18 protein-coding genes and 1 pseudogene are annotated in these 23399 nt (G+C 57.4%); all 19 read left to right on the forward strand.

Annotated features, from left to right (window positions below; translation table 11 throughout):
- Nucleotides 1-58: 58 nt before the first annotated feature.
- The 19 genes and pseudogenes from MUN86_RS08980 (at nucleotide 59) to MUN86_RS09065 (ending at nucleotide 23367) form a co-directional block, all read left to right on the forward strand.
- The gene (locus tag MUN86_RS08980) at nucleotides 59-1456 is read left to right on the forward strand and encodes a glycoside hydrolase family 140 protein (RefSeq protein ID WP_245124356.1); all 1398 of its coding nucleotides are present in this window, start codon (nucleotides 59-61) and stop codon (nucleotides 1454-1456) included.
- Nucleotides 1457-1529: 73 nt separating this feature from the next.
- Nucleotides 1530-2501: a glycoside hydrolase family 43 protein gene (locus tag MUN86_RS08985; protein WP_245124359.1), complete on the forward strand. Its 972-nt coding sequence runs from the start codon at nucleotides 1530-1532 to the stop codon at nucleotides 2499-2501.
- Nucleotides 2494-3215 (forward strand): annotated as a pseudogene (locus tag MUN86_RS32685) (six-hairpin glycosidase); the annotation flags it as partial. The gene MUN86_RS08985 and the pseudogene MUN86_RS32685, both read left to right, overlap by 8 nt.
- 345 nt (nucleotides 3216-3560) lie before the next feature.
- Nucleotides 3561-4385, forward strand: coding sequence for a hypothetical protein (locus MUN86_RS32340; RefSeq protein WP_375379499.1), 825 nt, complete (start codon nucleotides 3561-3563; stop codon nucleotides 4383-4385).
- 340 nt (nucleotides 4386-4725) lie between these two features.
- Nucleotides 4726-5223, forward strand: a complete 498-nt coding sequence (locus MUN86_RS08995; protein ID WP_245124364.1) for a sugar-binding domain-containing protein — start codon at nucleotides 4726-4728, stop codon at nucleotides 5221-5223.
- Nucleotides 5109-6761 carry a glycoside hydrolase family 2 protein gene (locus MUN86_RS09000; RefSeq protein ID WP_245124366.1) on the forward strand — a complete coding sequence of 551 codons (1653 nt, stop codon included), beginning with the start codon at nucleotides 5109-5111 and terminating at the stop codon, nucleotides 6759-6761. The genes MUN86_RS08995 and MUN86_RS09000 overlap by 115 nt, the downstream gene beginning before the upstream one ends.
- A gap of 155 nt (nucleotides 6762-6916) precedes the next feature.
- A complete protein-coding gene (locus MUN86_RS09005; RefSeq protein WP_245125678.1) occupies nucleotides 6917-7564 on the forward strand; it encodes a beta-galactosidase small subunit-related protein in 648 nt (215 codons plus the stop codon).
- Between the two features lie 255 nt (nucleotides 7565-7819).
- The gene (locus MUN86_RS09010; protein WP_245124368.1) at nucleotides 7820-8422 is read left to right on the forward strand and encodes a hypothetical protein; all 603 of its coding nucleotides are present in this window, start codon (nucleotides 7820-7822) and stop codon (nucleotides 8420-8422) included.
- A gap of 492 nt (nucleotides 8423-8914) precedes the next feature.
- Nucleotides 8915-9328: a type II toxin-antitoxin system VapC family toxin gene (locus MUN86_RS09015; RefSeq protein WP_245124370.1), complete on the forward strand. Its 414-nt coding sequence runs from the start codon at nucleotides 8915-8917 to the stop codon at nucleotides 9326-9328.
- Between the two features lie 191 nt (nucleotides 9329-9519).
- A complete protein-coding gene (locus MUN86_RS09020) occupies nucleotides 9520-11997 on the forward strand; it encodes a family 78 glycoside hydrolase catalytic domain (RefSeq protein ID WP_245124373.1) in 2478 nt (825 codons plus the stop codon).
- Nucleotides 11994-12287 (forward strand): alpha-L-rhamnosidase C-terminal domain-containing protein, encoded by a 294-nt coding sequence (locus tag MUN86_RS09025; RefSeq protein ID WP_245124377.1) that lies wholly within the window; start codon nucleotides 11994-11996, stop codon nucleotides 12285-12287. The genes MUN86_RS09020 and MUN86_RS09025 overlap by 4 nt, the downstream gene beginning before the upstream one ends.
- Before the next feature lie 14 nt (nucleotides 12288-12301).
- Nucleotides 12302-13528 (forward strand): glycoside hydrolase family 88/105 protein, encoded by a 1227-nt coding sequence (locus MUN86_RS09030; RefSeq protein WP_245124380.1) that lies wholly within the window; start codon nucleotides 12302-12304, stop codon nucleotides 13526-13528.
- A 26-nt stretch (nucleotides 13529-13554) separates the two neighbouring features.
- A complete protein-coding gene (locus tag MUN86_RS09035) occupies nucleotides 13555-14685 on the forward strand; it encodes a sialidase family protein (protein WP_245124383.1) in 1131 nt (376 codons plus the stop codon).
- 347 nt (nucleotides 14686-15032) lie between these two features.
- On the forward strand, nucleotides 15033-16451 hold the full coding sequence (locus MUN86_RS09040; RefSeq protein WP_245124385.1) for an alpha/beta hydrolase family protein: 1419 nt from the start codon (nucleotides 15033-15035) through the stop codon (nucleotides 16449-16451).
- A 268-nt stretch (nucleotides 16452-16719) separates the two neighbouring features.
- Nucleotides 16720-16998 (forward strand): hypothetical protein, encoded by a 279-nt coding sequence (locus MUN86_RS09045; RefSeq protein ID WP_245124388.1) that lies wholly within the window; start codon nucleotides 16720-16722, stop codon nucleotides 16996-16998.
- Nucleotides 16965-18635, forward strand: a complete 1671-nt coding sequence (locus MUN86_RS09050) for a right-handed parallel beta-helix repeat-containing protein (protein ID WP_245124391.1) — start codon at nucleotides 16965-16967, stop codon at nucleotides 18633-18635. The genes MUN86_RS09045 and MUN86_RS09050 overlap by 34 nt, the downstream gene beginning before the upstream one ends.
- A 327-nt stretch (nucleotides 18636-18962) precedes the next feature.
- Nucleotides 18963-21158, forward strand: coding sequence for an alpha-L-rhamnosidase-related protein (locus MUN86_RS09055; protein ID WP_245124393.1), 2196 nt, complete (start codon nucleotides 18963-18965; stop codon nucleotides 21156-21158).
- Nucleotides 21158-21988, forward strand: coding sequence for an L-rhamnose mutarotase (locus MUN86_RS09060; protein ID WP_245124396.1), 831 nt, complete (start codon nucleotides 21158-21160; stop codon nucleotides 21986-21988). The genes MUN86_RS09055 and MUN86_RS09060 overlap by 1 nt, the downstream gene beginning before the upstream one ends.
- Nucleotides 21989-22296: 308 nt before the next feature.
- Nucleotides 22297-23367: a Gfo/Idh/MocA family protein gene (locus MUN86_RS09065; RefSeq protein WP_245124399.1), complete on the forward strand. Its 1071-nt coding sequence runs from the start codon at nucleotides 22297-22299 to the stop codon at nucleotides 23365-23367.
- The last annotated feature ends 32 nt before the right edge of the window (nucleotides 23368-23399 follow it).

Raw genomic sequence — 23399 nt, forward strand, 5'->3', positions numbered from 1 at the left:
TCCGCCTGCCGAAGCATGACGGCTTTTTAAGCTTATCAGGAGCAATACAATCACGCAAATGCCCATAAAGCCCCGCAATTTCTTTGTGCTTTTCCTGCTAGTATCGCTCACTGCGTGGGCGCCAGCCGTTGAGCCAACGGGCAAGCTGAAAGTAGCTTCCAACGGCCGGTACTTGGCCACCGAAGCCGGCAAGCCGTTCTTCTGGCTCGGCGACACCGGCTGGCTGCTCTTCAACAAGCTTAAGCGCGAAGAAGCGGAAACCTACCTCGAAGACCGGCGCAAAAAAGGCTTCAACGTCATTCAGGTGATGGTGCTGCACCAAGTGCCGAGCGCGAACGTGTACGGCGACTCGGCGCTGGTGCGCGGCAACGTGGCGCAGCCGCTGCTCACCCAAGGCAGCACCCCCACCGACGCCGCGCAGTACGACTTTTGGGACCATGTCGATTACATCATCGACCTAGCCGCCAAGAAAGGGCTGTACATGGGCCTCGTGCCGGTGTGGGGCACCAACGTGAAGGCCGGCAAAGTCAATCAGCAGCAAGCCAAAACCTACGCCACTTTTCTGGCCGAGCGCTATAAGAACCGGCCCAACATCATCTGGCTAAACGGCGGCGACATTGCCGGCTCGGATTCGCTGAAGGTGTGGAACACGATTGGCAGCACGCTCAAAGCCGTTGACCCCAACCACTTGGTGACGTACCACCCGCGGGGCCGCACGCAGTCGTCGGATTGGTTTCACCAGGCGGCGTGGCTGGATTTCAACATGTACCAGTCGGGCCACCGGCGCTACGAGCAGGACACCTCCCGCAACGAGAAAAAGCTCTACGGCGAAGACAACTGGCGCTACCAATTGGTAGACAACAAGCTAACGCCGACCAAGCCTAGTATCGACGGTGAACCCTCCTACGAGGGCATTCCGCAGGGTCTGCACGACATCAAGCAGCCCCGCTGGAACGACGCCGATGTGCGCCGCTACGGCTATTGGTCGGTGTTTGCGGGGGCGTTTGGCTACACCTACGGGCAGAACTCGGTGATGCAGATGCACAGCTCGTTCGACAAAGGCAGCGCCTACGGCTCTTCGGAGTTGTGGTCGTCGGCCATCAACGCGCCGGGCGCGGCCCAAATGGTGCACCTCAAGAACCTGATGCTTTCCCGGCCCTTCTTCGAGCGGGTACCCGATCAGTCGTTGATTGCCGGAGAAGTGAGGGAGAAGTACAACCGTCAGTTCGGTACCCGGGGCAAGAACTACGCTTTCGTGTACACCTACAACGGCCGCAACATCAAGGTGAACCACGGTAAAATCAGCGGGGCCAAGGTGAAAGCCTCCTGGTTTAGTCCGCGCGACGGCAAAACCACCGCCATCGGCACCTTCCCCAACAAAGGCACCCAAGACTTCAACCCGCCCGGCGAGACAAAGAACGGCAACGATTGGGTGCTGATTCTGGATACTGTGTAGCGCTTACTGAAACTATAAAACGAAAGAACGTCAGAAGCATGGCGTGACAGTCTAGCGTTTCTGAAAAAATTCAATGATCAAACGTAAAGCCCTGCGCTTCCTTACTCCGCTGCTTGGGGCCGCCCTGCTGAGTGCGTGCTCGAAGGACGTGTACATGTTCACGTCGTTTCGGGAGCCGGCTACTGACGGGCTACGGCTGCTCTATAGCCACGACGGCTACAAGTGGACGGACATGGGCCGCTCGTTTCTGACGCCGCAGGTGGGGCCAAGCAAGCTAATGCGCGACCCGTCCATTGCCCGCGGGCCGGACGGCACTTACCACCTCGTGTGGACCTGCGGCTGGAAGGGCGACAAAGGGTTTGGCTACGCCAGTTCCAAGGATTTGGTGCACTGGTCGACGCAGCGTTTCATCGACGTGATGGGGCACGAACCGACCACCGTGAACGTGTGGGCACCCGAAATCTTCTATGATACGCCCACCAAGCAGTACCTCGTCGTGTGGGCCTCCACCATCCCGTTTCGCTTCCCGAAAGGCATCGAAGAAGAAGACAACAACCACCGACTCTACTACACTACCACCAAAGATTTCCAGTCGTTTACGCCGGCCAAGCTCTTTATCGACCCCGGTTTCAGCTCGATTGACGCCGTGGTGGTGCAGCGCGCCGCCAAAGACTACGTGCTGGTAGTGAAAGACAACACCCGGCCCAACCGCAACATCAAAGTGGCCTTTGGGCCGAGCGCACTCGGGCCGTTTCCGAACGTGTCGGAGCCGTTTACCGGCAACTTCACCGAAGGCCCGAGTGTGGTACGCCTCCCGCACGACGAGTGGCTGATCTACTACGACGCCTACAAGGAAAAGCGCTACGGCGTGGTGAAGACCTCTGATTTCAAGTCGTTCACCGACGTGTCGGGGCAGACCAGCGTGCCGGAAGGGCACAAGCACGGTACCATCTTCGCGGTGCCGCGCAAGACTTTCAACACCTTGTTGCAAAGCGCCCCCGCCGGGGCGGCCGCCGCAACGCCAACGAGTGGAACTCATGAGTAAGCATATAGCACCTCTCGCGGCTACTGCGTTAACTGTGCTGGGCAGTCTTTCCGCCCGCGGCCAGGAAACCATCCGCTACACCGGCACCACGCTCAGTAACGTGGACTACCACCACGGACAGCTGCGGCCGGCCATCGGGACGCACACCCGGCAGGTGCTGCGCGCCAACCGCGAGCAGCCAACCGCCGCCAACGGGAGGGGTGGACCTACAACCACGCTCCCATGCTGGCCTACTGGAACGGGCAATTTTACTTGCAATACCTCAGCAACCCGGTGGGGGAGCACGTGCCGCCGGGCCGCACGCTGCTGCTTACCTCCAAGGACGGCGAAACCTGGACCAACCCCACGGTGATATTTCCGCCCTATAAAATTCCGGACGGCGTCACCAAACCCGACCAGCCCGGCAAGGTCGCCAAGGATTTAGTGGCCGTGATGCACCAGCGCGTGGGCTTCTACGTGTCCAAGAAAAACCGCCTACTAACGCTCGGCTACTACGGCATTGCCCTCGACGCCAAAGACGACCCAAACGACGGCCAAGGCATAGGCCGGGTGGTGCGCGAGGTGCTGCCCAATGGCAAATTCGGCCCGATTTACTTTCTGCGAAACAACAAGACCTGGGACAAGTCGAAGTCCACGTATACGTTTTACACCAGCAGCAAAGACAAGGGTTTTGTAGCGGCCTGCGAGGAAATTCTGGCTTCGCCGCTAATGATGCAGCAGATGGTGGAAGAGCAGGACCGCGACGACCCATTGATTCCGCTCAAAAAGGAATACAAAGCCTTCAGTTACTACCACCTGCCCGACAACCGGGTGGTGGGCCTCTGGAAGCACGCCCTCACCACCATCAGCCCCGACGGCGGCAAAACTTGGCCCAATCCGGTTATTCGGGCACCGAAGTTTGTGAACAGCAACGCCAAGATTTGGGGCCAGCGCACCTCCGATGGGCGCTACGCCACGGTGTACAATCCCTCGGAATTCCGTTGGCCGCTCGGCATTTCCACCAGTGAAAACGGGTTGGACTACACCGATCTGTGGCTGGTGCACGGCGAAATCACGCCCATGCGCTACGGCGGCAACTACAAGTCGTACGGCCCGCAGTACGTGCGCGGCATTCAGGAAGGCGACGGCACGCCGCCCGACAAAAAGCTGTGGGTGACGTACAGCCTGAACAAGGAAGACATCTGGATTGCCTCGGTGCCCGTGCCAGTGCGCGCCAAAGCGGAAACGCAAGCCAACGAGGTATTTGCACAGCTGCCGGCCGGGCAGGAATTGGTGAACTGGAACACCTACAGCCTGGTGCAAGCGCCAGTGGAAATCGGTAAGCTGCCGGATGGCACGAAGGGTCTGGTGTTCAAGGACTCCGACAAGTTCGATTACGCTAAAGCGGAGCGCGTTATTCCTGAAGCCAAGAAAGTGATAGCGGAGTTTTCGGTGGTGCCCGCCCAAAACGACAAGGGCTTGCTGCAAATCGAGTTTCAGGACGGCAAAGGCACGCCGGCCGTGCAACTCACCTTCGATGCCGAGGGTAATTTCCGCCACAAAGCCGGGGCCCGCTTCAAGAACATCACCAAGTACCAAGCCGGCCAGCAGTACGACGTGCGCGTGTCGCTTGACGCCGATGCCCGGTCCTTCACGGTGTCCATCAACGGCAAGCCCTCAGGTACCTACATCTTCTTCGCGCCAGTCGCTTCCTTCGAGCGAATCATGTTCCGCACCGGCGAAGCTCGCCACTTCCCAACGCCCGACACCCCCGCCGACCAAACCTACGACCTACCCCAAGCCGGCGAATCGGACCCGTTAGCCACCTTCTATTTGAAGTCGCTGAAAACAAGCGTGCCCGATGCGGCAACTGGTTCGGCGGCGAAAGGCTTAGGGTCCAACTAGACAAGACAACAGCACCAATAGACTGTCCTACTCAATTCAACATCTGCCTAACGAAGTACTCGGCTTATTGGCATTGCAAAGCTAATGTCATGCTGAGCGCAGTCCAACGAAGCCGCAGCATTTCGCATGTCGTCGTTGCCACACTATACCCGTCATGCTGAGCGGAGTCGAAGCATCTCGCGTGCTGAGGATGCCAAACTAGTTCAACGAGTCGAGCGAGATGCTTCGACAAGCTCAGCATGACGTTCTAGTTAGCAATAACGTCACTAAACGTTATGCTGCGGCTGCGCTTCAGTAGGATGGATGATTAATTGATTTTCGCTTACCCAATCCCCTTCCAATGTCCACCACTTCTACTGCGTCTAAGTTCGTTGCGCTGCTGCTCTTGCTGCTGCCGTTCACTCAGTTGCACGCGCAGGGCACCGAAACGATGTTCCTGTCTGGTACCGACAAAGACCACACGAAGAAGTGGAAGTTCTACTGCACTGCCGGGCGCAATTCCGGCAAGTGGACCACCATTGCCGTGCCCTCGAATTGGGAGTTGCAGGGCTTCGGCAAGTACAACTACGGCCACGACAAAGACACCGCGCGCGGCAAGGAAAAGGGCCTCTACAAGTATCAGTTCAACGTGCCCGCCACCTGGAAAGGCAAGACGGTAAACATTGTGTTTGATGGCTCGATGACCGATACTGAGGTAAAGATCAACGGCCAGTCGGCGGGGCGGTGCACCAAGGCTCGTACTACCGCTTCAAATACGACATCACCAAGCTGCTGCAATACGGCAAAACCAACCTGCTCGAAGCCACCGTATCCAAGCATTCCACCAACGAATCGGTGAACGACGCCGAGCGGCGCGGCGACTTCTGGCTGTTCGGTGGCATCTTCCGGCCGGTGTTTTTGGAAGCGCTGCCCACCACGCACCTCAACCGCGTGGCCGTGGACGCCAAAGCTGATGGCTCGTTCAAAGCCGACGTGTACGTGAACGGGACAGCCGCCGATGAAGTGGTAGGCCAACTCTACACGCTCGATGGGCAGAAAGCCGGCGGCGAGTTCAAAGCCACCGTAGCCGCGGGCAGCGCCGCCACGCGTCTGCAAACCACGTTGGCTTCGCCGAAACTCTGGACGCCGGAAGCCCCCAACCTGTACCGCGTAACCTTCACATTGCGCAAGAGCGGTCAGCCCGTGCACACCCTCGACAAGCGCGTAGGCTTCCGCACGGTGGAGCTGCGCGAGCGGGAAGGCTTCTACGTGAACGGCATTAAAATCAAGTTCAAAGGCGTGTGCCGGCACTCGTTCTGGCCCACCTCGGGCCGCACCACCAGCAAGGCGCTCAGCGTCACGGACGTGAACCTGATGAAGGACATGAACATGAACGCCGTGCGCATGTCGCACTACCCGCCCGACGACCATTTCCTGGCTGCCTGCGACTCCTTAGGCCTTTTCGTGCTCGATGAAGTAGCCGGCTGGCACGGCAACTACGACACGCCCACCGGCACCAAGCTCACCGAGGAAATGGTGGTGAAAGACGAAACTCACCCCAGTATTGTGGTGTGGGTGAACGGCAACGAAGGCGGCCACAACTTCGACTTCGACCCCGTGCTCGACCGCCTCGACCTCCAGAAACGCCCCGTCATTCACGCATGGCAGGTGTTCCGCGGCATGGATACGCAGCACTACATTAACTACGACTATGGCAACGGTACCCACCTCAACGGCCACAACGTGGTGTTTCCCACCGAGTTCTTACACGGCCTCTACGACGGCGGCCACGGTGCCGGCCTGCAAGACTATTGGGAGCAGATGTGGGCGCACCCGCTTTCGGCCGGTGGTTTCCTGTGGGACTTCTCCGACGCTGGCGTAGTCCGCACCGACAAAGGCGGCATCCTCGACACCGACGGCAACCACGGCGCCGACGGCATCCTCGGCCCGTACCGCGAAAAGGAGGGAAGCTACTTCACCATCAAGGAAGTATGGTCGCCGGTGTTCTTCGAGCGCCGCGAAATCACGCCCGCTTTCGATGGTTCGTTCCGGGTGCAAAACCGTTTCCACTTCACCAACCTCAACCAGTGTAAGTTCACCTGGAAGCTCACTCAACTGCCCGGCCCCGGTAGCAAAGCCGCGCCCATCACCAAAACGGGAACCGTTGCGGCGCCTTCCGTCACGCCCGGCGGCACCTACGGCACCTTGCAACTCGCACTGCCCCCGACTGGCAGCGCCACGACGTGCTCTACATCACGGCCCAAGACCCTGCCGGCCGCGAGATTTACACCTGGAGCTGGCCCATTGCCCGGCCCGCCGCGGTGGCCCAGCAGCTTATCCGCACCGAAGGCCCCGGCGCGGCCAAGCTCACGGAGACCGACTCCTTATATAATGTAGCCGCCAACGGCGTAGAGCTGACCTTCAGCCGCAAATCCGGCTTGCTGCGGCAGGTGCGCAACGCCAAGGGTATCATCCCGCTAACCAACGGCCCGGTATTAGCCGAGGGCGAAACGGCTTTCGAGGGCCTCAGCCAGCGGCAGGACGGCCAGAATGTGGTCATCGAAGCCAAGTTCAACAAAACCAGCCGCTACCAGTCGTTGCAATGGACGGTGTACCCTTCGGGTTGGGTGCGCATGAGTGCCAAGTACTTCCCCAAAGACTATGATTTCGCGCTGGCTGGCCTCAGCTTCAGCTACCCCGAAAAAGAAGTGCGCGGCGCCCAATGGCGCGGCGACGGACCCTACCGCGTATGGAAGGACCGCATGAAAGGCACCACCCTCGGCGTGTGGGACAAAGCCTACAACAACACCTCCACCGGCGAGCCCGACGGCACCCGCGGCCCCGAGTACCCCGAGTTCAAGGGCTACTACTCCAACTTCTACTGGTTGACCCTCCAAACCACCGGCCAGCCCTTCACCATCGTTTGCGACCAGGAAGACGTGTACCTGCGCCTGTTCACGCCGCGCTTCTCGGCCACGCCCTATAACACGGCACCGGCCTTCCCGAGCGGCAGCATCTCCTTCATGCACGGCATCACGCCCATCGGCACCAAGTCGCAGAAAGCCGAGAACATGGGCCCGATGGGCAAAACCAACATGTACTACGACTACAGCAAAGACCCCTCATACGCCAAGGAAATCACCCTCTACTTCAATTTCACCGGCAAGCAGCAACAGGCGGCGACGGTCGGACAGCGGTAGAACATTCGTCACTCTGATGACCTACTTTAGGTAGAAAACTGCCGAAATGACGGAATGTGATCATTGCCATGTTTGTTACTAATGACAATCTTAGCTTTGAAAGTAGCCTTATTGTCCTGATGCATCCTTCCTTGTCTTACTTGATAAAGTATGCTTTTCGCTACAATCGTGTATATTAAGGTCAAATACCTGCTATTCCTGCTTAGTCTGGTAGAGGGTATCTAATTTTTGGCTGAAACACTAAATCTTACGACTATGATTGATTTTAGCTACAATGGCATAAAAAACACCTTTGGGTCTTTTAGTTTGTTCAATATTTCAATCTATGCAAAAAAGGAACAAATTCAAATACAGGACGAAATAAAACCTGATCCGTTAAAAGTAGATATAAAGCCTGTTTTTACTGATTTTAAAACTACTTTAGGAGGTAGTGATGTAACTTTGATTGAGGGAATCAAGGATAACATTGATGTTTACCTGTTTATAGAAAGGTATAAAGACCATAGTTCTTGGAATTTAGTCGTTCCAGTAATTTCAGAACAATCGACAGGAAGAGTAATTTATCAGTATGGTCTTGGATATTTTGCTCTTGAAGGATCTGGTGGTGGATTGTCAAAGACAGATTCTATGATGTTTTACCTAAAAAAGCATAAAGAGAAAGGTTTCAACGTCTCAATTTTTCCAATGGTTATAGATAATGAGTATTTAAATAACTTTGAGTATGTAGATAGCGGTACTAAATTAAACGACTTAACCCATAATTGTAATGCTACTGAATTAATTCATTACAGAAAGGATTCATTCGAATGGATTTACAAAAAGTATAAAGAATTGATTAAGAAATACGAATTAGAATAATGATCTACTTGAACAGTGCTCATCACATGTACTTAAGTAAAGTAGCTCTATAAGCAGCGTATTTTATGTCAAAAAAGGCGCAGGAACACCTTAGTTTCATAAAGGATATCCATAAACTCAGAAAAATTTATTGCTCAAATACCGAGAAGATTTTTGCTATAATCGTGGAATAAATGAAATTTTTTTAGTGAATAACAGTTTGAGAGCAGCAAGAAAGTATATACGAATATTCAACCTCGAAAAATCCGAAATGCAACCGATTACCTCACACTCAAGCCAAGCCGATTACTATTTCGGCGTTCTGAGCAACTTGAATGCCGACAGCAAGTTGGACTTGATTTCTCGACTATCTCAGTCGTTAAAGGAGGCGCAGCCGCAGCCGGTTCCGAGTTTGGCAGCTCTCTTCGGGGCATATCAAAGCGAAGAAACCGCGGAAGAAATCATAGCCTCTATTAGAAATTCCAGAGTTTCTAACCGAGACATTGAGGCGCTTTGAAAAACTGCCTGCTAGACACCAATATTTGCATCTATTTCATCAAGGGCCTGTATCAGCTTGATCGTAAAATAGAGGAAGTAGGGCCGCAAAACTGCTGTATTTCCGAAATGACAGTAGCGGAGTTGAAATACGGCGTCGAGAACAGCAAAACGCCGGAAATAATGCGGCCTATTGTCGAAGCATTCATTCCCAAATTTGCCGTCATTCCGGTATATGACGCGCTGGATGTGTATGCTGCCGAAAAAGCCAGGCTGCGCCGACAGGGCCTGATGGTAGATGATTTTGATATTCTAATTGGAGCCACAGCCATCGTCAACAACATGGTGATGGTGTCCAATAACTACAAGCATTTAAGCCGCTTAGCTAACATCGACTTGCAGGACTGGACAACGGCCGAACCGCGCCGATAAGTCCATACGGTGCTCTACCCACCATGCCCAAATCCTAAAGCATTATGCTAAGATCGTAGAATGAACGAGCGGGAAATTTGGCGAACTATGGGATTCCAAAAGTGCCCTGCACAAACCCGCGGACTGCGCCTGCCAATCGTCAGGCTTTCCCTTTCCGAAAAGAGAGGGAACTGGGGGTAGGGTCATTCCCTATGAACGCGAAACGCCTGTTTGTCTTTCTTTGTACGATCTTACTGCTCACGGCTTTCCGGGCGAATAAGCCCGCGGCCGTGCAGCTCCAACGCCTACGCTGCGAGCTACTCACCAACCCTGAAGGCATCGACGTAACGGCGCCGCGCCTGAGTTGGGAGTTGACCGGTGTCGAGCGTGGCCTGGAGCAAACCGCCTACCAAGTGCTGGTGGCCTCCACGCCAGAGAAGCTGGCTGCCGACGAAGGCGACCTGTGGAACTCGGGCAAGGTCAATTCGGGGCAGTCGGTGCACGTGGCGTATGCGGGCGCGCCGCTGCGGAGCCGGGCGCAGTGCTACTGGAAAGTGCGCACCTGGACCAACCAGGGCGAAACCGCCTGGAGCACGCCGGCCCGCTGGAGCGTGGGCTTGCTGAACTACCTCGACTGGAAAGGCCGCTGGATTGGCTTCGACCGGGCGTTTGCCTGGGACAAAGAGGAAAGCCACGCCCGGCTGTCGGCGCGCTACTTCCGCAAGGAATTCAAAACCGAGAAGCCCATCAAGCAAGCCACGGCCTACATCATCGGGCTGGGGCTGTACGAGCTGTACGTGAACGGGCAGCGGGTAGGGGAGCAGGTGCTGGCGCCCGGTCCCACCGACTACACCAAGGGCGTGAAGTACAACACCTACGACGTAACGCCGCTGCTCAAGCAGGGGCCCAACGCGCTAGGCACCGTGCTCGGCAACGGCCGGTTCTACGCCATGCGCCAGAACTACAAGCCCTACAAAATCAAGACCTTCGGCTACCCCAAGCTGCTCATGCAATTGGAAGTAACCTACGCCGACGGCACCCGCGACGTCATCAAAACCGATGATACCTGGCAGGGCACCGCCGACGGCCCCATCCGCACCAACAACGAGTACGACGGCGAAGAATACGACGCCACCAAGGAAATGCCCGGTTGGAGCACCGCCGGTTTCGACGCCAAGAAGTGGGGGAAGGCCGAGCTGGTGCAGGAGCCCGGCGGCGCGTTTGAGGCGCAGATGAACGAGAACATGAAGGTGATGGAAACCATCAAGCCGGTGTCCATCAAGCCACTAGCCGGCGGCAAGTACATCCTGGACATGGGCCAGAACATGGTAGGCTGGCTGCGACTGCGCACTAGCGGCCCGAAAGGCCAGAAGGTGACCTTGCGCTTCGCCGAAACCTTGCAGAAAAGCGGCGAGCTGTACGTAGCCAACCTGCGCGACGCCCGCGTAACCGATGTGTACACGCTCAAAGGCGGCGGGCGCGAAACGTGGGAGCCGACCTTCGTCTTCCGCGGCTTCCGCTACGCGGAAATCAGCAACTGGCCCGGCGCCGCGCCCACCGTAGCCGATTTCGATGGCCGCATCGTGTACGACAACATTGCCACCACCGGCGAGTTCACCACCTCCGACGCCACCATCAACCAGGTGTACAAAAACGCCTACTGGGGCATCCGCGGCAACTACAAAGGCATGCCCATCGACTGCCCGCAGCGCAACGAGCGGCAGCCGTGGCTCGGCGACCGGACCACCGGGGCCTACGGCGAGAGTTTCGTGTTCGACAACGCCCGCCTCTACGCCAAGTGGCTCCGCGACATCGAGCAGGCCCAAAAAGCCGACGGCAGCATCCCCGACGTGGCCCCCGCGTTCTGGCGCTACTACGGCGACAACGTAACCTGGCCCGGCACCTACCTCACCATCGCCGACATGCTCTACCGGCAGTACGGCGACGTCGCCCCGCTTACCCGCCACTACGACTCCATGAAGCGCTGGCTGACCTACATGCGCCAGAACTATTCGGAAAATGGCCTTGTCACCAAAGACAAGTACGGCGACTGGTGCGTACCGCCCGAGTCGAAAGAGCTGATTCACTCCAAGGACCCCGCCCGCAACACCGACGGTGTGCTCATTGCTAGCAGCACCTACTACCACCTGTTAGGCTTGATGCAGGGCTTCGCGAAGGTGCTCGATAAGCCGCAGGACGCGCAGGAGTTTGCCACCCTGGCCGCCGACCTGAAAACTGCCTTCAACCAGAAATTCTTGAACAAGGAAACCTGCCAGTACAGCAACGGCACCGTCACGGCCAACCTGCTGCCGCTGGCCTACGGCATGGTGCCCGAAGAAGATCAAGGCAAGGTGTTTCAGAACATTGCCGACAAGATTCTGGTGGAAAACAAGGGCCACATCAGCACCGGCGTAATCGGCACGCAGTGGTTGATGCGCGGCCTCACCGCGCACGGCCGCCCCGATATTGCCCTGCGCCTGGCCACCAACCGCGACTACCCAAGCTGGGGCTACATGGCCGCCAACGGCGCCACCACCATTTGGGAGCTGTGGAACGGCAACACTGCCGACCCCGCCATGAACTCCCAAAACCACGTGATGCTGCTCGGCGACCTGCTGGTTTGGTACTATGAAAACCTGGCCGGCATCAAGTCCGCCCCGAGGCGCCCGGCTTCCAGCGCCTGGAAATGAAGCCCACGCCCACAGCTGGCCTCACATCGGTGCAGGCCTCGTACCGCTCGGTGCGCGGCTTGGTAAAGAGTAGCTGGAAACAGGAGCCCAAGCGCTTCACCTGGAATATCACCGTGCCCGGCAATACCAAGGCGCTGGTTTATATCCCGGCCAAAGACGTGAAAGACGTGGAGGAAAGCGGCAAAAAAGTGTCCGGTGTGGCGGGCGTGAAGTTCGTGCGCATGGAAGGGGATAGGGCCGTATTCGAGGTTGGGTCCGGGGACTACGCCTTTGTAGCCAATACTAAGTGATTGATTTCGTGGATATGAACGACAATTTCGCCGGACGTTGGATAGCAGTGTATGGCATAGCTAGTGCGCTGATTGCGTCACCGAGCTTCGGCGGACCGCTCTTCGACCACGACCTAACCGAGCTAACCGAGCCCGCCGACCCGCGGGCCCCCAAGAAATGGTCGGAGCGGATGATGGTGTCGGTGCTCAACCGCAGCCCCTGGATGGCCGATGCCGCGCAGAAAGACACGTGGGGCTACACCCAAGGCTTGATTATTCATGCCCTGGAAGAAGTGTGGCGCAAAACCAAGGACCCAAAGTACCTGGCTTACATTCAGCGCTACGGCGACAAAATGGTGGACCAGCAGGGCGCCATCAACACCTACAAGCCCGAAGACCTCAGCCTCGACAACCTCAACTCCGGCAAAGTCCTGTTCAACCTCTACAGCCTCACCAAAGACGAGAAATACCGCAAGGCCCTCGACCAGCTGCGTTACCAACTGAAGTGGCAGCCCAAAACCACGGAAGGCGGCTACTGGCACAAGCTGAAGTACCCCTGGCAGATGTGGCTGGACGGCGCCTACATGGCCAGCCCGTTCCTGACCCAATACGCCAGCACCTTCCACGACGAAGCCGCCTTCGATGAAGTGGCCCGGCAGTTGATCTTGCTGGAAAAGCAGCTGCGCGACCCCAAAACCGGCCTGCTCTACCACGGGTGGGACGAGAGTCGCATGCAGCCGTGGGCCAACAAGCAAACCGGCGTTTCGCAGAATGTGTGGGGCCGGGCCATGGGCTGGTACGCCATGGCCTTGGTCGACGTGCTCGACTACTTCCCCGAGAAGCACCCGCAGCGCAAAAACCTGCTTGCCATTCTGGACCGGGTGGCTGTAGCCGTGCATAAATACCAAGACCCGAAATCTGGCCTCTGGTACCAGGTAATGGACCAGCCCGAGCGAGCCGGCAACTACCTGGAGGCCTCGGCTTCGTGCATGTTTGTGTACGCCTTGGCCAAAGGCGCCAACCGCCACTATCTCGACAAAACCTACCTGCGCGCCGCCGAGAAAGGCTATTCCGGTATCCTCGACCGTTTCGTGGAAACCAAGCCCGACGGCGAACTGAATTTGCTGCAAGTGTGCGAAGTAGCGGGCCTTAGCGCCGACCGCGACGGGTCATATGAATACTACATCAAGGAGCCCATTCGGGTGAACGATCCGAAAGGTACGGGCCCATTTATTTTAGCTAGCCTGGAGCTAAACCAATAATTCAGGTTGCATAGCAAGACCACTGCATGAAAAAGATACTTCTGGTTGTAATTGGAAGCCTATTAGCGGGCAACCTAGCGGCGCAAACCAACCCGTGGAAGCAAGGCATTCTGGCCGATGAGTTCATCTTCGAGAAAGCGCCGTTTCCGGAAAGCCACGCCGCCACCATTGCCGAAACCCCAAAGGGACTTGTGGCCGCGTGGTTTGGCGGCACCAAGGAGCGCAACCCCGACGTGGGTATTTGGGTGAGCCGGCAAGAAAACGGCCGCTGGACCACGCCCGTGGAAGTCGCTAATGGTGTAGTGAACGAAACCCTGCGCTACCCCACCTGGAACCCGGTGCTCTACCAGGCCCCCGGCGGCGACCTCCTGCTGTTCTACAAAATCGGCCCCAAGCCCTCGGACTGGAAAGGGTGGCTGAAAACCTCGAAAGACGGTGGCCTGACGTGGTCGGCGGCCGAGGCCCTGCCGGAAGGCTACATCGGGCCGGTGAAAAACAAGCCGGTGCTCCTCCAAAACGGCACCTTGCTCAGCCCCACCAGCACCGAAGGCAGCGGCGGCTGGCGCGTGCACTTCGAGGCCACGCCGGACTTCGGCAAGACCTGGACCATGACGGCCCCCGTCGAGAACGGCCCGACGCAGGGCGCTATTCAGCCGAGCATACTGGTGCACAAAAAGGGCCGCTTGCAAGTGCTGTGCCGCAGCCGCGACCGGGCTATTCTGGAGTCGTGGTCGGATGACAACGGCAAAACCTGGTCGCCGCTGGCCAAAACCAACCTGCCCAACAACAATTCCGGCACCGACGCTGTGACCCTGGCCGACGGCCGCCAGTTGCTGGTGTACAACCACGTATTGCCGCCCGGCACCCTCGCCAAAGGCCCCCGCACGCCGCTGAACGTGGCCGTTTCCAAAGACGGCAAAACCTGGTACGCCGCCGCCATCCTCGAAGACTCGCCCATCAGCCAGTATTCCTACCCCTCGGTAATTCAAACGAAAGATGGCCTGGTGCACTTCGTGTACACCTGGCGTCGCAAAAGCATCAAGCACGCCGTCATCGACCCGAAAAAGTTGAAGTTGGTCAAAATCGAAAACGGCCAGTGGCCCGCCATGAAAGGCTACCAAGCCCCCTCCGCCACAGCCGAAATCACGCAAGACTAAATAAAAGCCCTGGTTGTGTTAGCCGAACATCTAGCGTGTAGTCATCTACAACACAAAAAGATCGTCATGCTGAGCGGAGTCGAAGCATCTCGCGTGCTGAGGTTGCAATACTAACCTAACGATTCGAGCGAGATGCTCCGGCTTGATTGCACCCCTGGCTTGAAGCGCCTAACGCCCAGCATGACGGGTATACTGTGGCAACGTCAGCACGCGAGGTGCTTCGACTCCGCCTCCGGCTGCGCTCAGCATGACAAGTGTATTGCAATGACAGCGCGCGAGATTCATGAGCTAGCGCAGCATGGTGGCTCTATCAGATTTACTGCTTGATAATAACCTGTTCCTTCTCCATGTCCAGAATCCTTCACCTGCTTTTCGGCTTTCTGCTGCTGACCACGGCCACTACGGCTCAAACCTCGGACGACCAGTACCGCCTGCCGCTGCAAACCGTGCTCGACCAGATTCAGCAGCGCTACGGCGTGAAAATCAGGCCCGACGCGGCCATGGTGAAGGATAAGTGGGTGACCTACGCCGAGTGGCGCTACCGCCCTGACGTAGACGAAACCCTGAAAAACGTGCTGGCCCCGTTTGACCTCCAAGTTTCCAAAACCGGCGATAAGGCCTACAAGCTCAAACCCTTCCAGTACCACCTGAAAACGCCCGAAGAAGGTGCCGCGCAACTCGCCTACCTCGCCACCCGCTACCACGACGCGGCTACTTGGGAAAAGCGCAAAGCCGAATTGCGAAGCTGCATGTGGGAGGCGTTGCGCCTCTCCCCGATGCCGCCCAAACCCACCAGCAAACCCATCATCACCAACAAGCGCCAGTACGACGGCTACACCGTGGAAAATGTGGCCCTGGAAACCATGCCGGGCGTGTACGTAACCGGTTCGTTGTATAAGCCGCTCAAAGCCAAGGGCAAAGTGCCCGTTATCATCAGCCCCGATGGGCACTTCGGCGACGGCCGCTACCGAGCCGACGCGCAGTATCGGTGCGCCACCCTGGCCCGCATGGGCGCCATGGTGTACAGCTACGACCTGTTTGCGTGGGGCGAATCCTTGCTGCAATTCAAGAGCGAAGATCACCGCCGCAGCCTGGCCATGACGGTGCAGGCCCTGAACGGCCTGCGCAGCCTGGATTATTTGCTGTCCTTGAAAGACGCTGATAAAACCCGCGTAGCCATTACCGGCGGCTCGGGTGGCGGCAGCCAAACCATGCTGCTCACCGCCCTCGACGACCGGATCAAAGTAAGTGTGCCGGTCGTGATGCTCTCCACCTACCACAATGGTGGCTGCCCGTGCGAAAGTGGCATGCCCGTGCACCTCTGCGGCAACGGCACCAACAATGCCGAGCTAGCCGCCATGGCCGCCCCGCGCCCCCAACTCGCCATCACCGACGGCGGCGACTGGACCGCCCACACGCCCGAAGTGGCGTATCCCTACCTCCAGAAAATCTACGGCTACTACGGTAAATCCAGCTTAGTTGAGAACGTGCACCTCCCCAAAGAAGGCCACGACTACGGCGCCTCGAAGCGCCAAGCCATGTACGAGTTCCTAGCCAAGAACCTAACCCTAAACCTTTCTGCCGCCGAAGACAAAACCGGCAAGCTCGACGAGTCTAAAGTCACCATCGAAAAAGAAGAAACCCAAAAGGTGTTCGGCAAAAACGGCGAGCTACTACCATCAAACGCCCTAAAAGGCTTCGAGGCCTTGCAAGCCGCTTTCAACAAGTCAACGCCGGCTACCGAAGAAGCCAAAAACCAGAATTAGATGAAGACTAAAATCTAATTCCTCTCCTCATCCGAGGATGAGTTAGGGGTGGTTGACCAGTCGTTGAACGACACCATCAGAACGTCATGCTGAGCGCAGTCGAAGCATCTCGCGTGCTGAGGTTGAGTTTACCACACTGGCGAGATGCTTCGACTGCGCTCAGCATGACGAACTGAGTGAACGATGATTATCAACCACTCCTAGCTACTCAGATAAGGGAAGGAACCAGCTCTTGCTTCCACCGCAGATTGAACACTTAGAAGCATTGATGATACGAACTCTTTCATACGGCCTGCTACTCGCGTTCAGCCTGCTGACTGCCCAAGGCTACGCGGCTGATATATGGGTGTCGCCAAAAGGTTCTGACCGGGCTGCTGGTACGGCCTTGCAGCCGCTGGCTACGGTAGCGGCAGCTTTGCGGCAAGCGCGGAATTTGCGCCGGTTGAACGATCCTTCGGTGCAAACGGGTGTGCACATTTGGGTGCGCGGGGCGAGTACCGACTGTACGAGCCGTTGTTTCTGCGGCCCGAAGATGCCGGTACTGTGACCAGTCCGACGCTGATTGAAGCCGCTCCCAACGAGCAACCTGTATTGAGTGGTGGCGTGACCCTAACCGGCTGGCGCAAAGATGGTAGCAACCGGCTCGGTTTGCCGGCTGCCGCGCAGGGGCAAGTATGGGTGGCCGATGTGCCGATGGTAGGTGGCCGGGCCTTGGCGTTTCGGCAGCTGTGGGTGAATGGCCGCAAAGCCGTCCGGGCCCGCACCCCTAATGATGACAACCTGCCACGCCTGCTCACGTGGGACGTGGACAAGCAAGAAGCCTGGATTACGGCCACTGCGGTAGGCACGCTACGGCAGGCAGGCCAACTGGAAATGGTGCTGCACCAGATGTGGGCCGTGAATGTGCTGCGCGTCAAGACGCTAACAGTGCAAGGTGCCAAGGTCCGCGTCACGTTTCATGAGCCCGAAAGCAAAGTTCAGTTCGAGCACCCTTGGCCCCGGCCCATCATCAACGGCAAAAACGGCAGCTCGGCCTTCTACCTAACCAACGCCGTCGAGCTACTCGATCAGCCCGGCGAGTGGCACTATGATGGGCAACGTGGACAAGTGTTGTACTGGCCCCGGCCGGGCGAAACCATGAGCAGCGCCCACGTGGTGGCGCCGGTGCTGGAAACCCTGGTGCAAGTGTCGGGCAGCCTAGACCAGCCGGTAGCCTACGTGCAGTTCAAGGGCCTAACCTTTGCTTATACCACCTGGCTGCGACCCTCCGAGCAAGGCCACGTGCCGTTGCAGGCGGGCATGTATTTGCTGGATGGCTACTCGCTTCAACAACCCGGTACCCCCGATAAAGCCGGTCTCGAAAACCAAGCCTGGATTGGTCGTCCGCCCGCGGGCGTGGAGCTTGCGGGTGTGCACCACACGCGCTTCGAGCGGTGCCAGTTCCTGCACATGGCCTCAGCCGCCCTCGATTACCAAAGCAGCACCCACAACGATGCAGTAGTCGGCTGCACCTTTCGCGACGTGGCCGGCAACGGCATCCAACTCGGCAAATTCTCCGACGAAGGCACCGAAACGCACCTGCCCTACAACCCCAAAGACGAGCGCGAAATCTGCACCAACGAGCTGCTGGAAAACAACCTGCTCACTGATTGCGCCAACGAGGATTGGGGCTGCGTGGGTATTGCCGCCGGCTTTGTGCGAAACACTACCATTCGTCACAACGAAGTTTCGCAAGTGCCTTACACTGGCATCAGCGTAGGATGGGGCTGGACCAAAACCGCCAACTGCATGCGCGACAACCGCGTGACGGCCAACTACATTCACCACTACGCCCAACACACCTACGACGTAGCCGGCATCTACACCCTCTCGGCCCAACCCGGTACCACCATCACCGAAAACCGCGTCGAGGAAATCGGCCAGGCGCCCTACGTGCACGACCCCGACCACTGGTTTTACTTGTACTTGGATGAAGGCTCGGCGGGCATCACAGTCCAAGACAATTGGTGCCCGGCCGAGAAGTTTCTCGCCAATGCCAACGGCCCCGGCAACGTCTGGAAAAACAACGGCCCCATGGTAGCCAACGCCATCAAGCAAGCCGCCGGCCTAGAACCCGCCTACCGTGATTTGCTTGCCGAACAAATAAAGAAGCCAGCAGCTAACGGAGCACAAGTCAAACAGTGAAAAATAAAGGATAAGTAGCCCGTCATGCTGAGGGGAGGCGCAGCCGCAGTCGAAGCATCTCGCGTGCTGACATTGAAGCAGTAACCGTCATGCTGAGCGCAGTCGAAGCATCTCGCTAGTGTAGTAAATCCAATTAGCACTGCAACGACACCACGCGAGATGCTTCGACTGCGCTCAGCATGACGGTTACTGCTTCAATGTCAGCACGCCAGATGCATAGGTCCTTGACATGATGCGCCACATACTCAGAAGAAAGGTCACTTAAGCATAGCATAAATAACTGAGCAAGTATTCGACTTAAGGCCGATCAACCTATCACCCCACCTGATGATAAACCAGTATCTGACCCGCATTGCCACGGCCGCCGTTATGCTACTGACGTTGCTTACAAGTGCTTCCCAAGCGCAGCAACGCTCGAAAGCAGCCACTTGGATTTGGTATCCTGGTGATTACGAAATCTGGTTGGGCAATCAAATGCAGAACCGGCGCACCGAGCGGGGCTCGTTTTTTCCGCCGTTTTGGCGGCTGGATAGCCATTATGCCCTGATTGATTTTCACCAGGATTTCGACCTCAAGCAGCCGGAGGAAATTGAACTGCGCGCCGAAGGGCAGTACAACGTAAAGCTGGATGGCAAGCTGATTTCCGGCGCGCCCGAACGGCTGACGGTGCCCGCGGGCAAGCACCGCCTCAACATCAAAGTCTACAACCAAGAGCACGTGCCGGCGGTGTACGTGCGCGGCGCCACCATCGCCACCGATGGGTCGTGGCTGGTGACGTACGAGGACAAGGAGTGGATTGACGCGTCGGGCAAAGTTTCCGATCAATCGGGTACGACGTGGCTGACGGCGGGTTCCTGGAATTTCAACGATCCGCAGGTGCTGCCTTCCGCCTTCCGCCTGACAACCGAGCCGCGGCGGGCAGCCAGCGTAACGCGCACCCCGGCAGGCGGCATGGTAGTGGACTTCGGGCGCGAAACCTTTGGCTACGTGCAACTGCACGGCCTGAAAGGGAAGGGGCCGGTGACGCTGTACTTCGGCGAGTCAAGAGAAGAAGCCTTAGCCACCGAAACCTGCGAAACGCTGGAGCGCCTGAGCGTGGACCAGCCGCAGAAAGGCGATAAGCTGACCGCGCTGTCGAAAGCGTTCCGCTACGTGAATATCCGGCCAGAAGCGAGCGTGAGCCTTGATTCGGTGTCGATGCTGTATGAGTACGCGCCGGTGGTGGAGCGGGGCAAGTTTCGGTGTTCCGATGAGCAACTAAACAAGATCTGGGACGTGGCGGCCTACACCATGCACCTGAATACGCGCGAGTTTTTCATCGACGGCATCAAGCGGGACCGGTGGATATGGTCGGGCGACGCCTACCAGAGCTACCTGATGAACTACTACCTGTACTTCGACACGCCGACGGTGAACCGCACCACCTTCGCGTTGCGCGGCAAAGACCCCGTAACCAGCCACATCAATACCATCATGGACTACACCTTCTACTGGTTTATTGGCATCTACGACGCCTACCAGTACACCGGCGACAAAACCGTGGTGACGCAGCTTTACCCGCGCATGCAAAGCCTGATGGACTATTGCCTCGCGCGCCGCAACAAAGACGGTTTGCTTGAAGGCTTGGCCGGCGACTGGGTATTTATCGATTGGGCCGATGGCCTGAGTAAGAAGGGCGAGGTCAGTTTCGAACAACTCTTGTTTTGCCGCAGCCTGGAAAGCATGGCCCTGTGCGCTAATCTGGTAAACGACCAAGCCGGCGCGCAGAAATACCAGCAACTAGCCGCCGACCTCAAAACCAAAATCTTCACCACGTACTGGAATGCCGAGAAAGGTGCCCTAGTACACAGCCGCGTGAATGGCCAGCCCACCGACAACGTAACGCGCTACGCCAACATGTTCAGCATCTTTTTCAACTACCTCTCGCCTGAGCAGCAGCAGCAAGTGAAAAAATCGGTGCTGCTGAACCCGCAAGTAGCTAAAATCACCACGCCCTACATGCGCTTCTATGAGCTGGAAGCGCTATGTGCCCTGGGCGAGCAGCCCTACGTGCTCAAGGAAATGAAGAGCTACTGGGGCGGCATGCTCGATTTAGGCGCTACTTCGTTCTGGGAAGAATACGACCCCGCCAAAAAGGGCGCCGAGCACTACGCCATGTACGGCCGGCCCTTTGGCAAGAGCCTTTGCCACGCCTGGGGAGCCAGCCCAATTTACTTGCTGGGCAAGTACTACCTGGGGGTAAAACCGCTAACCGCCGGTTACGCCACCTACGAAGTGGTGCCGAATCTGGGCGGCTTGCAGTGGATGGAAGGCACGGTGCCCACGCCCCAAGGCGACATCACGCTGACCGCCAGTGTCCAGCAGCTCAAAGTAAAGGCCGCCGCCGGCACTGGCACATTGCGCTTCCGCAGCAAGTCGAAGCCAAGCTGCAAAGGCGTTAAGATTCAAGCGAAAGGCAACGGGCAGTACGAGCTACAGCTAGAGAAAAACCGGGAATACGTGGTGACTTACCAAGCGGTGTAATGAAAAAGCCACCACTTGATACCTGGAACGAAGTGAAACTGCATACCTGCGTCTTGCCCTTGTTGCTGGTATTGAATTCGCGCGGTAGCAATAATTCATCGCCGAAACACTATTACCTGTCGCGGCCTCGTTCCTTGGTTTGCCTTCTAACGACGGTTTTGCTGCTGTTTGCTCTTGGTTCTGCTTGCGCCCAAACGAGTGGAAAAGCAGCCATCCTAGAAGTAGTCGGGTTGAACGCGGCGCCGGTTGCCGCCGATAAGCTGCTGGCGCTGTGCAAGCAGTACCAAGTGCCTACTTCGAGCGTGTATCGTTGGCAAAATCACTTGGTTGTGTATGGGCCCGCCGCCAGCATCCAGAGGCTACAGCAGCCCCTAACTGCCGCTTACCCCGGGGCGACAGTAAAGCACTACGCCGCGCCGTTCTACAAATTCGACCGGCAGTGGTGCACCGACAAAACGGTCAGCCAGCAGTGGGACAACCTACTCCTGACGGCCAACTTGGTGCGCGACCCGGCCAAGCAACAAGAGTACTTACGCTACCACGCCACGCAGTTCGAGTTGTGGCCGGAAGTGGCCGCGGGCTTTTGCAAGGCTAGTTTTCAGCAACTCTTGGTGTTCCGGAACGAGCGGCAGCTTATGCTGGTCATCAGCGTTCCAAAGGGTGCCAGCCTCGACGAGCTAAACCCAAAAACCACCGAGAACAACCCGCGCGTCGATGAATGGAACGCACTAATGAAGCAGTATCAGGAAGGTATCCCCGGTACCAAGCCCGGCGACGTTTGGGTGTTTCTCAAGCCCGTGGCCGCGCCAGTGAAAACTATTATCAAATAGTGTAAAAGACCCTCATGTTGAGCGGAACCGCAGCATCAGGTGTGCTGATTTTGCCAAAGTATATCCGTCATGCTGAGCTTGCCGAAGTATCTCGCGTGCTGAGGTTGCAACGCTAACCCAACGAGTCGAGCGAGATGCTTCGGCTGCGCTAAGCATGACAATACCCTCTCTAGCGTCAGCACGCCAAATGCGTTGGCTTCGTGGCATCCTTGGCTTGATGCGCCACATGCTCAGCATAACAGTAGCAAGCTAAGGGCACAGGCGAGATGAAGCGGGACGATCATCACGATAATCAACTAGAAACTACAATGCTGAAATTAGGAATTCTGGGTTTGGGTGAGGGGCGAAGCACCATGTCGGCCGCGCTTAACAGCCCGAAAGTGTCGTTGCAAACCATCTGCGACCGAAATGAGGACTTGTGCCGACACCGAGTCGCGGAGTTTCAGTTTCAAGGCCGGGTCACGACGCACTACCAGGACATGCTCGAAGACCCGGAAATCAACGCCATTGCCATCTACACGCCCGACCACCTGCACGCCGAGCACGTGAAGCTGGCGCTGGAGCACGGTAAGCACGTGGTTTGCACCAAGCCCTTCATCGACGATTTGTCGAAGGCGAACGAACTGCTGGCGTTGGCCGAGCAATCGGGCAAGAAGGTGTTTATCGGCCAAAGCTCCCGCTTTTTCGAGCCGATGAAACGGCAGCGGGTTGATTTCGAAGCGGGCTTGCTAGGGGAGTTAATTACCATCGAAGCGTACTACCACGCCGACCACCGGTGGTTTCTGGAGAAAGGCTGGTCGTTGGAAAACGCCTTCAAGTGGTTGTATGGCGGCCTCAGCCACCCCGTAGATTTCATCCGGTGGTACTTGCCCAACGTCGAGGAAGTGATGGGCTACGGCATGCTCAGCTCGAACGGTGCGAAAGGCGGCCTCAAGCACCAAGACACTATGCACTTCATTTTTAAAACCACCGACGGCCGCGTGGCCCGCGTGAGTGGCGCCTACACTGGCCCCGTGCAGCCCGTCACCCGCGACTCGGAAATGAGCTGCATCCTGCGCGGCACCGAAGGCTGTAGCCAAGGCGACTACATGGACCTGCGCTACGCCATCACCGACCGTACCGGCGAAGAAAGAATCGTGACCTGGGAGCACAAGCTGAAGCATTATTTCCGCTTCGAAGGCAAAAGCCACCACGCCGGCGAATACCAGAACTACCTGGAATACTTCGCCGATTCCATCGAGCAGAACTTCACCGCCTACCCCGATATCCGCGAGGGCATCGGCACCATTGCCCTCCTGCAAGCCATGGACCGCTCGTTGCAAACGGGCCAGCCCGTGAAAGTCCGCGACGTGCTGGCCGAGCATAGAGTGACGATATAGAATAGATGGCTAAAGCTTCCTTATGAACGCCC

This window comes from Hymenobacter volaticus, assembly GCF_022921055.1.
Classification (GTDB): Bacteria; Bacteroidota; Bacteroidia; order Cytophagales; family Hymenobacteraceae; genus Hymenobacter; species Hymenobacter volaticus.

What these genes read in the sequence shown, in the direction of transcription:
- MUN86_RS08980 (WP_245124356.1), top strand. Translation starts at nt 59, where the DNA reads ATGCCCATAAAGCCCCGCAATTTCTTTGTGCTTTTCCTGCTAGTATCG.
- MUN86_RS08985 (WP_245124359.1), top strand. Translation starts at nt 1,530, where the DNA reads ATGATCAAACGTAAAGCCCTGCGCTTCCTTACTCCGCTGCTTGGGGCC.
- MUN86_RS08995 (WP_245124364.1), top strand. Translation starts at nt 4,726, where the DNA reads ATGTCCACCACTTCTACTGCGTCTAAGTTCGTTGCGCTGCTGCTCTTG.
- MUN86_RS09025 (WP_245124377.1), top strand. Translation starts at nt 11,994, where the DNA reads ATGAAGCCCACGCCCACAGCTGGCCTCACATCGGTGCAGGCCTCGTAC.
- MUN86_RS09030 (WP_245124380.1), top strand. Translation starts at nt 12,302, where the DNA reads ATGAACGACAATTTCGCCGGACGTTGGATAGCAGTGTATGGCATAGCT.
- MUN86_RS09020 (WP_245124373.1), top strand. Translation starts at nt 9,520, where the DNA reads ATGAACGCGAAACGCCTGTTTGTCTTTCTTTGTACGATCTTACTGCTC.
- MUN86_RS09040 (WP_245124385.1), top strand. Translation starts at nt 15,033, where the DNA reads ATGTCCAGAATCCTTCACCTGCTTTTCGGCTTTCTGCTGCTGACCACG.
- MUN86_RS09045 (WP_245124388.1), top strand. Translation starts at nt 16,720, where the DNA reads ATGATACGAACTCTTTCATACGGCCTGCTACTCGCGTTCAGCCTGCTG.
- MUN86_RS09055 (WP_245124393.1), top strand. Translation starts at nt 18,963, where the DNA reads ATGATAAACCAGTATCTGACCCGCATTGCCACGGCCGCCGTTATGCTA.
- MUN86_RS09065 (WP_245124399.1), top strand. Translation starts at nt 22,297, where the DNA reads ATGCTGAAATTAGGAATTCTGGGTTTGGGTGAGGGGCGAAGCACCATG.
- MUN86_RS09060 (WP_245124396.1), top strand. Translation starts at nt 21,158, where the DNA reads ATGAAAAAGCCACCACTTGATACCTGGAACGAAGTGAAACTGCATACC.
- MUN86_RS09010 (WP_245124368.1), top strand. Translation starts at nt 7,820, where the DNA reads ATGATTGATTTTAGCTACAATGGCATAAAAAACACCTTTGGGTCTTTT.
- MUN86_RS32340 (WP_375379499.1), top strand. Translation starts at nt 3,561, where the DNA reads ATGCGCTACGGCGGCAACTACAAGTCGTACGGCCCGCAGTACGTGCGC.
- MUN86_RS09035 (WP_245124383.1), top strand. Translation starts at nt 13,555, where the DNA reads ATGAAAAAGATACTTCTGGTTGTAATTGGAAGCCTATTAGCGGGCAAC.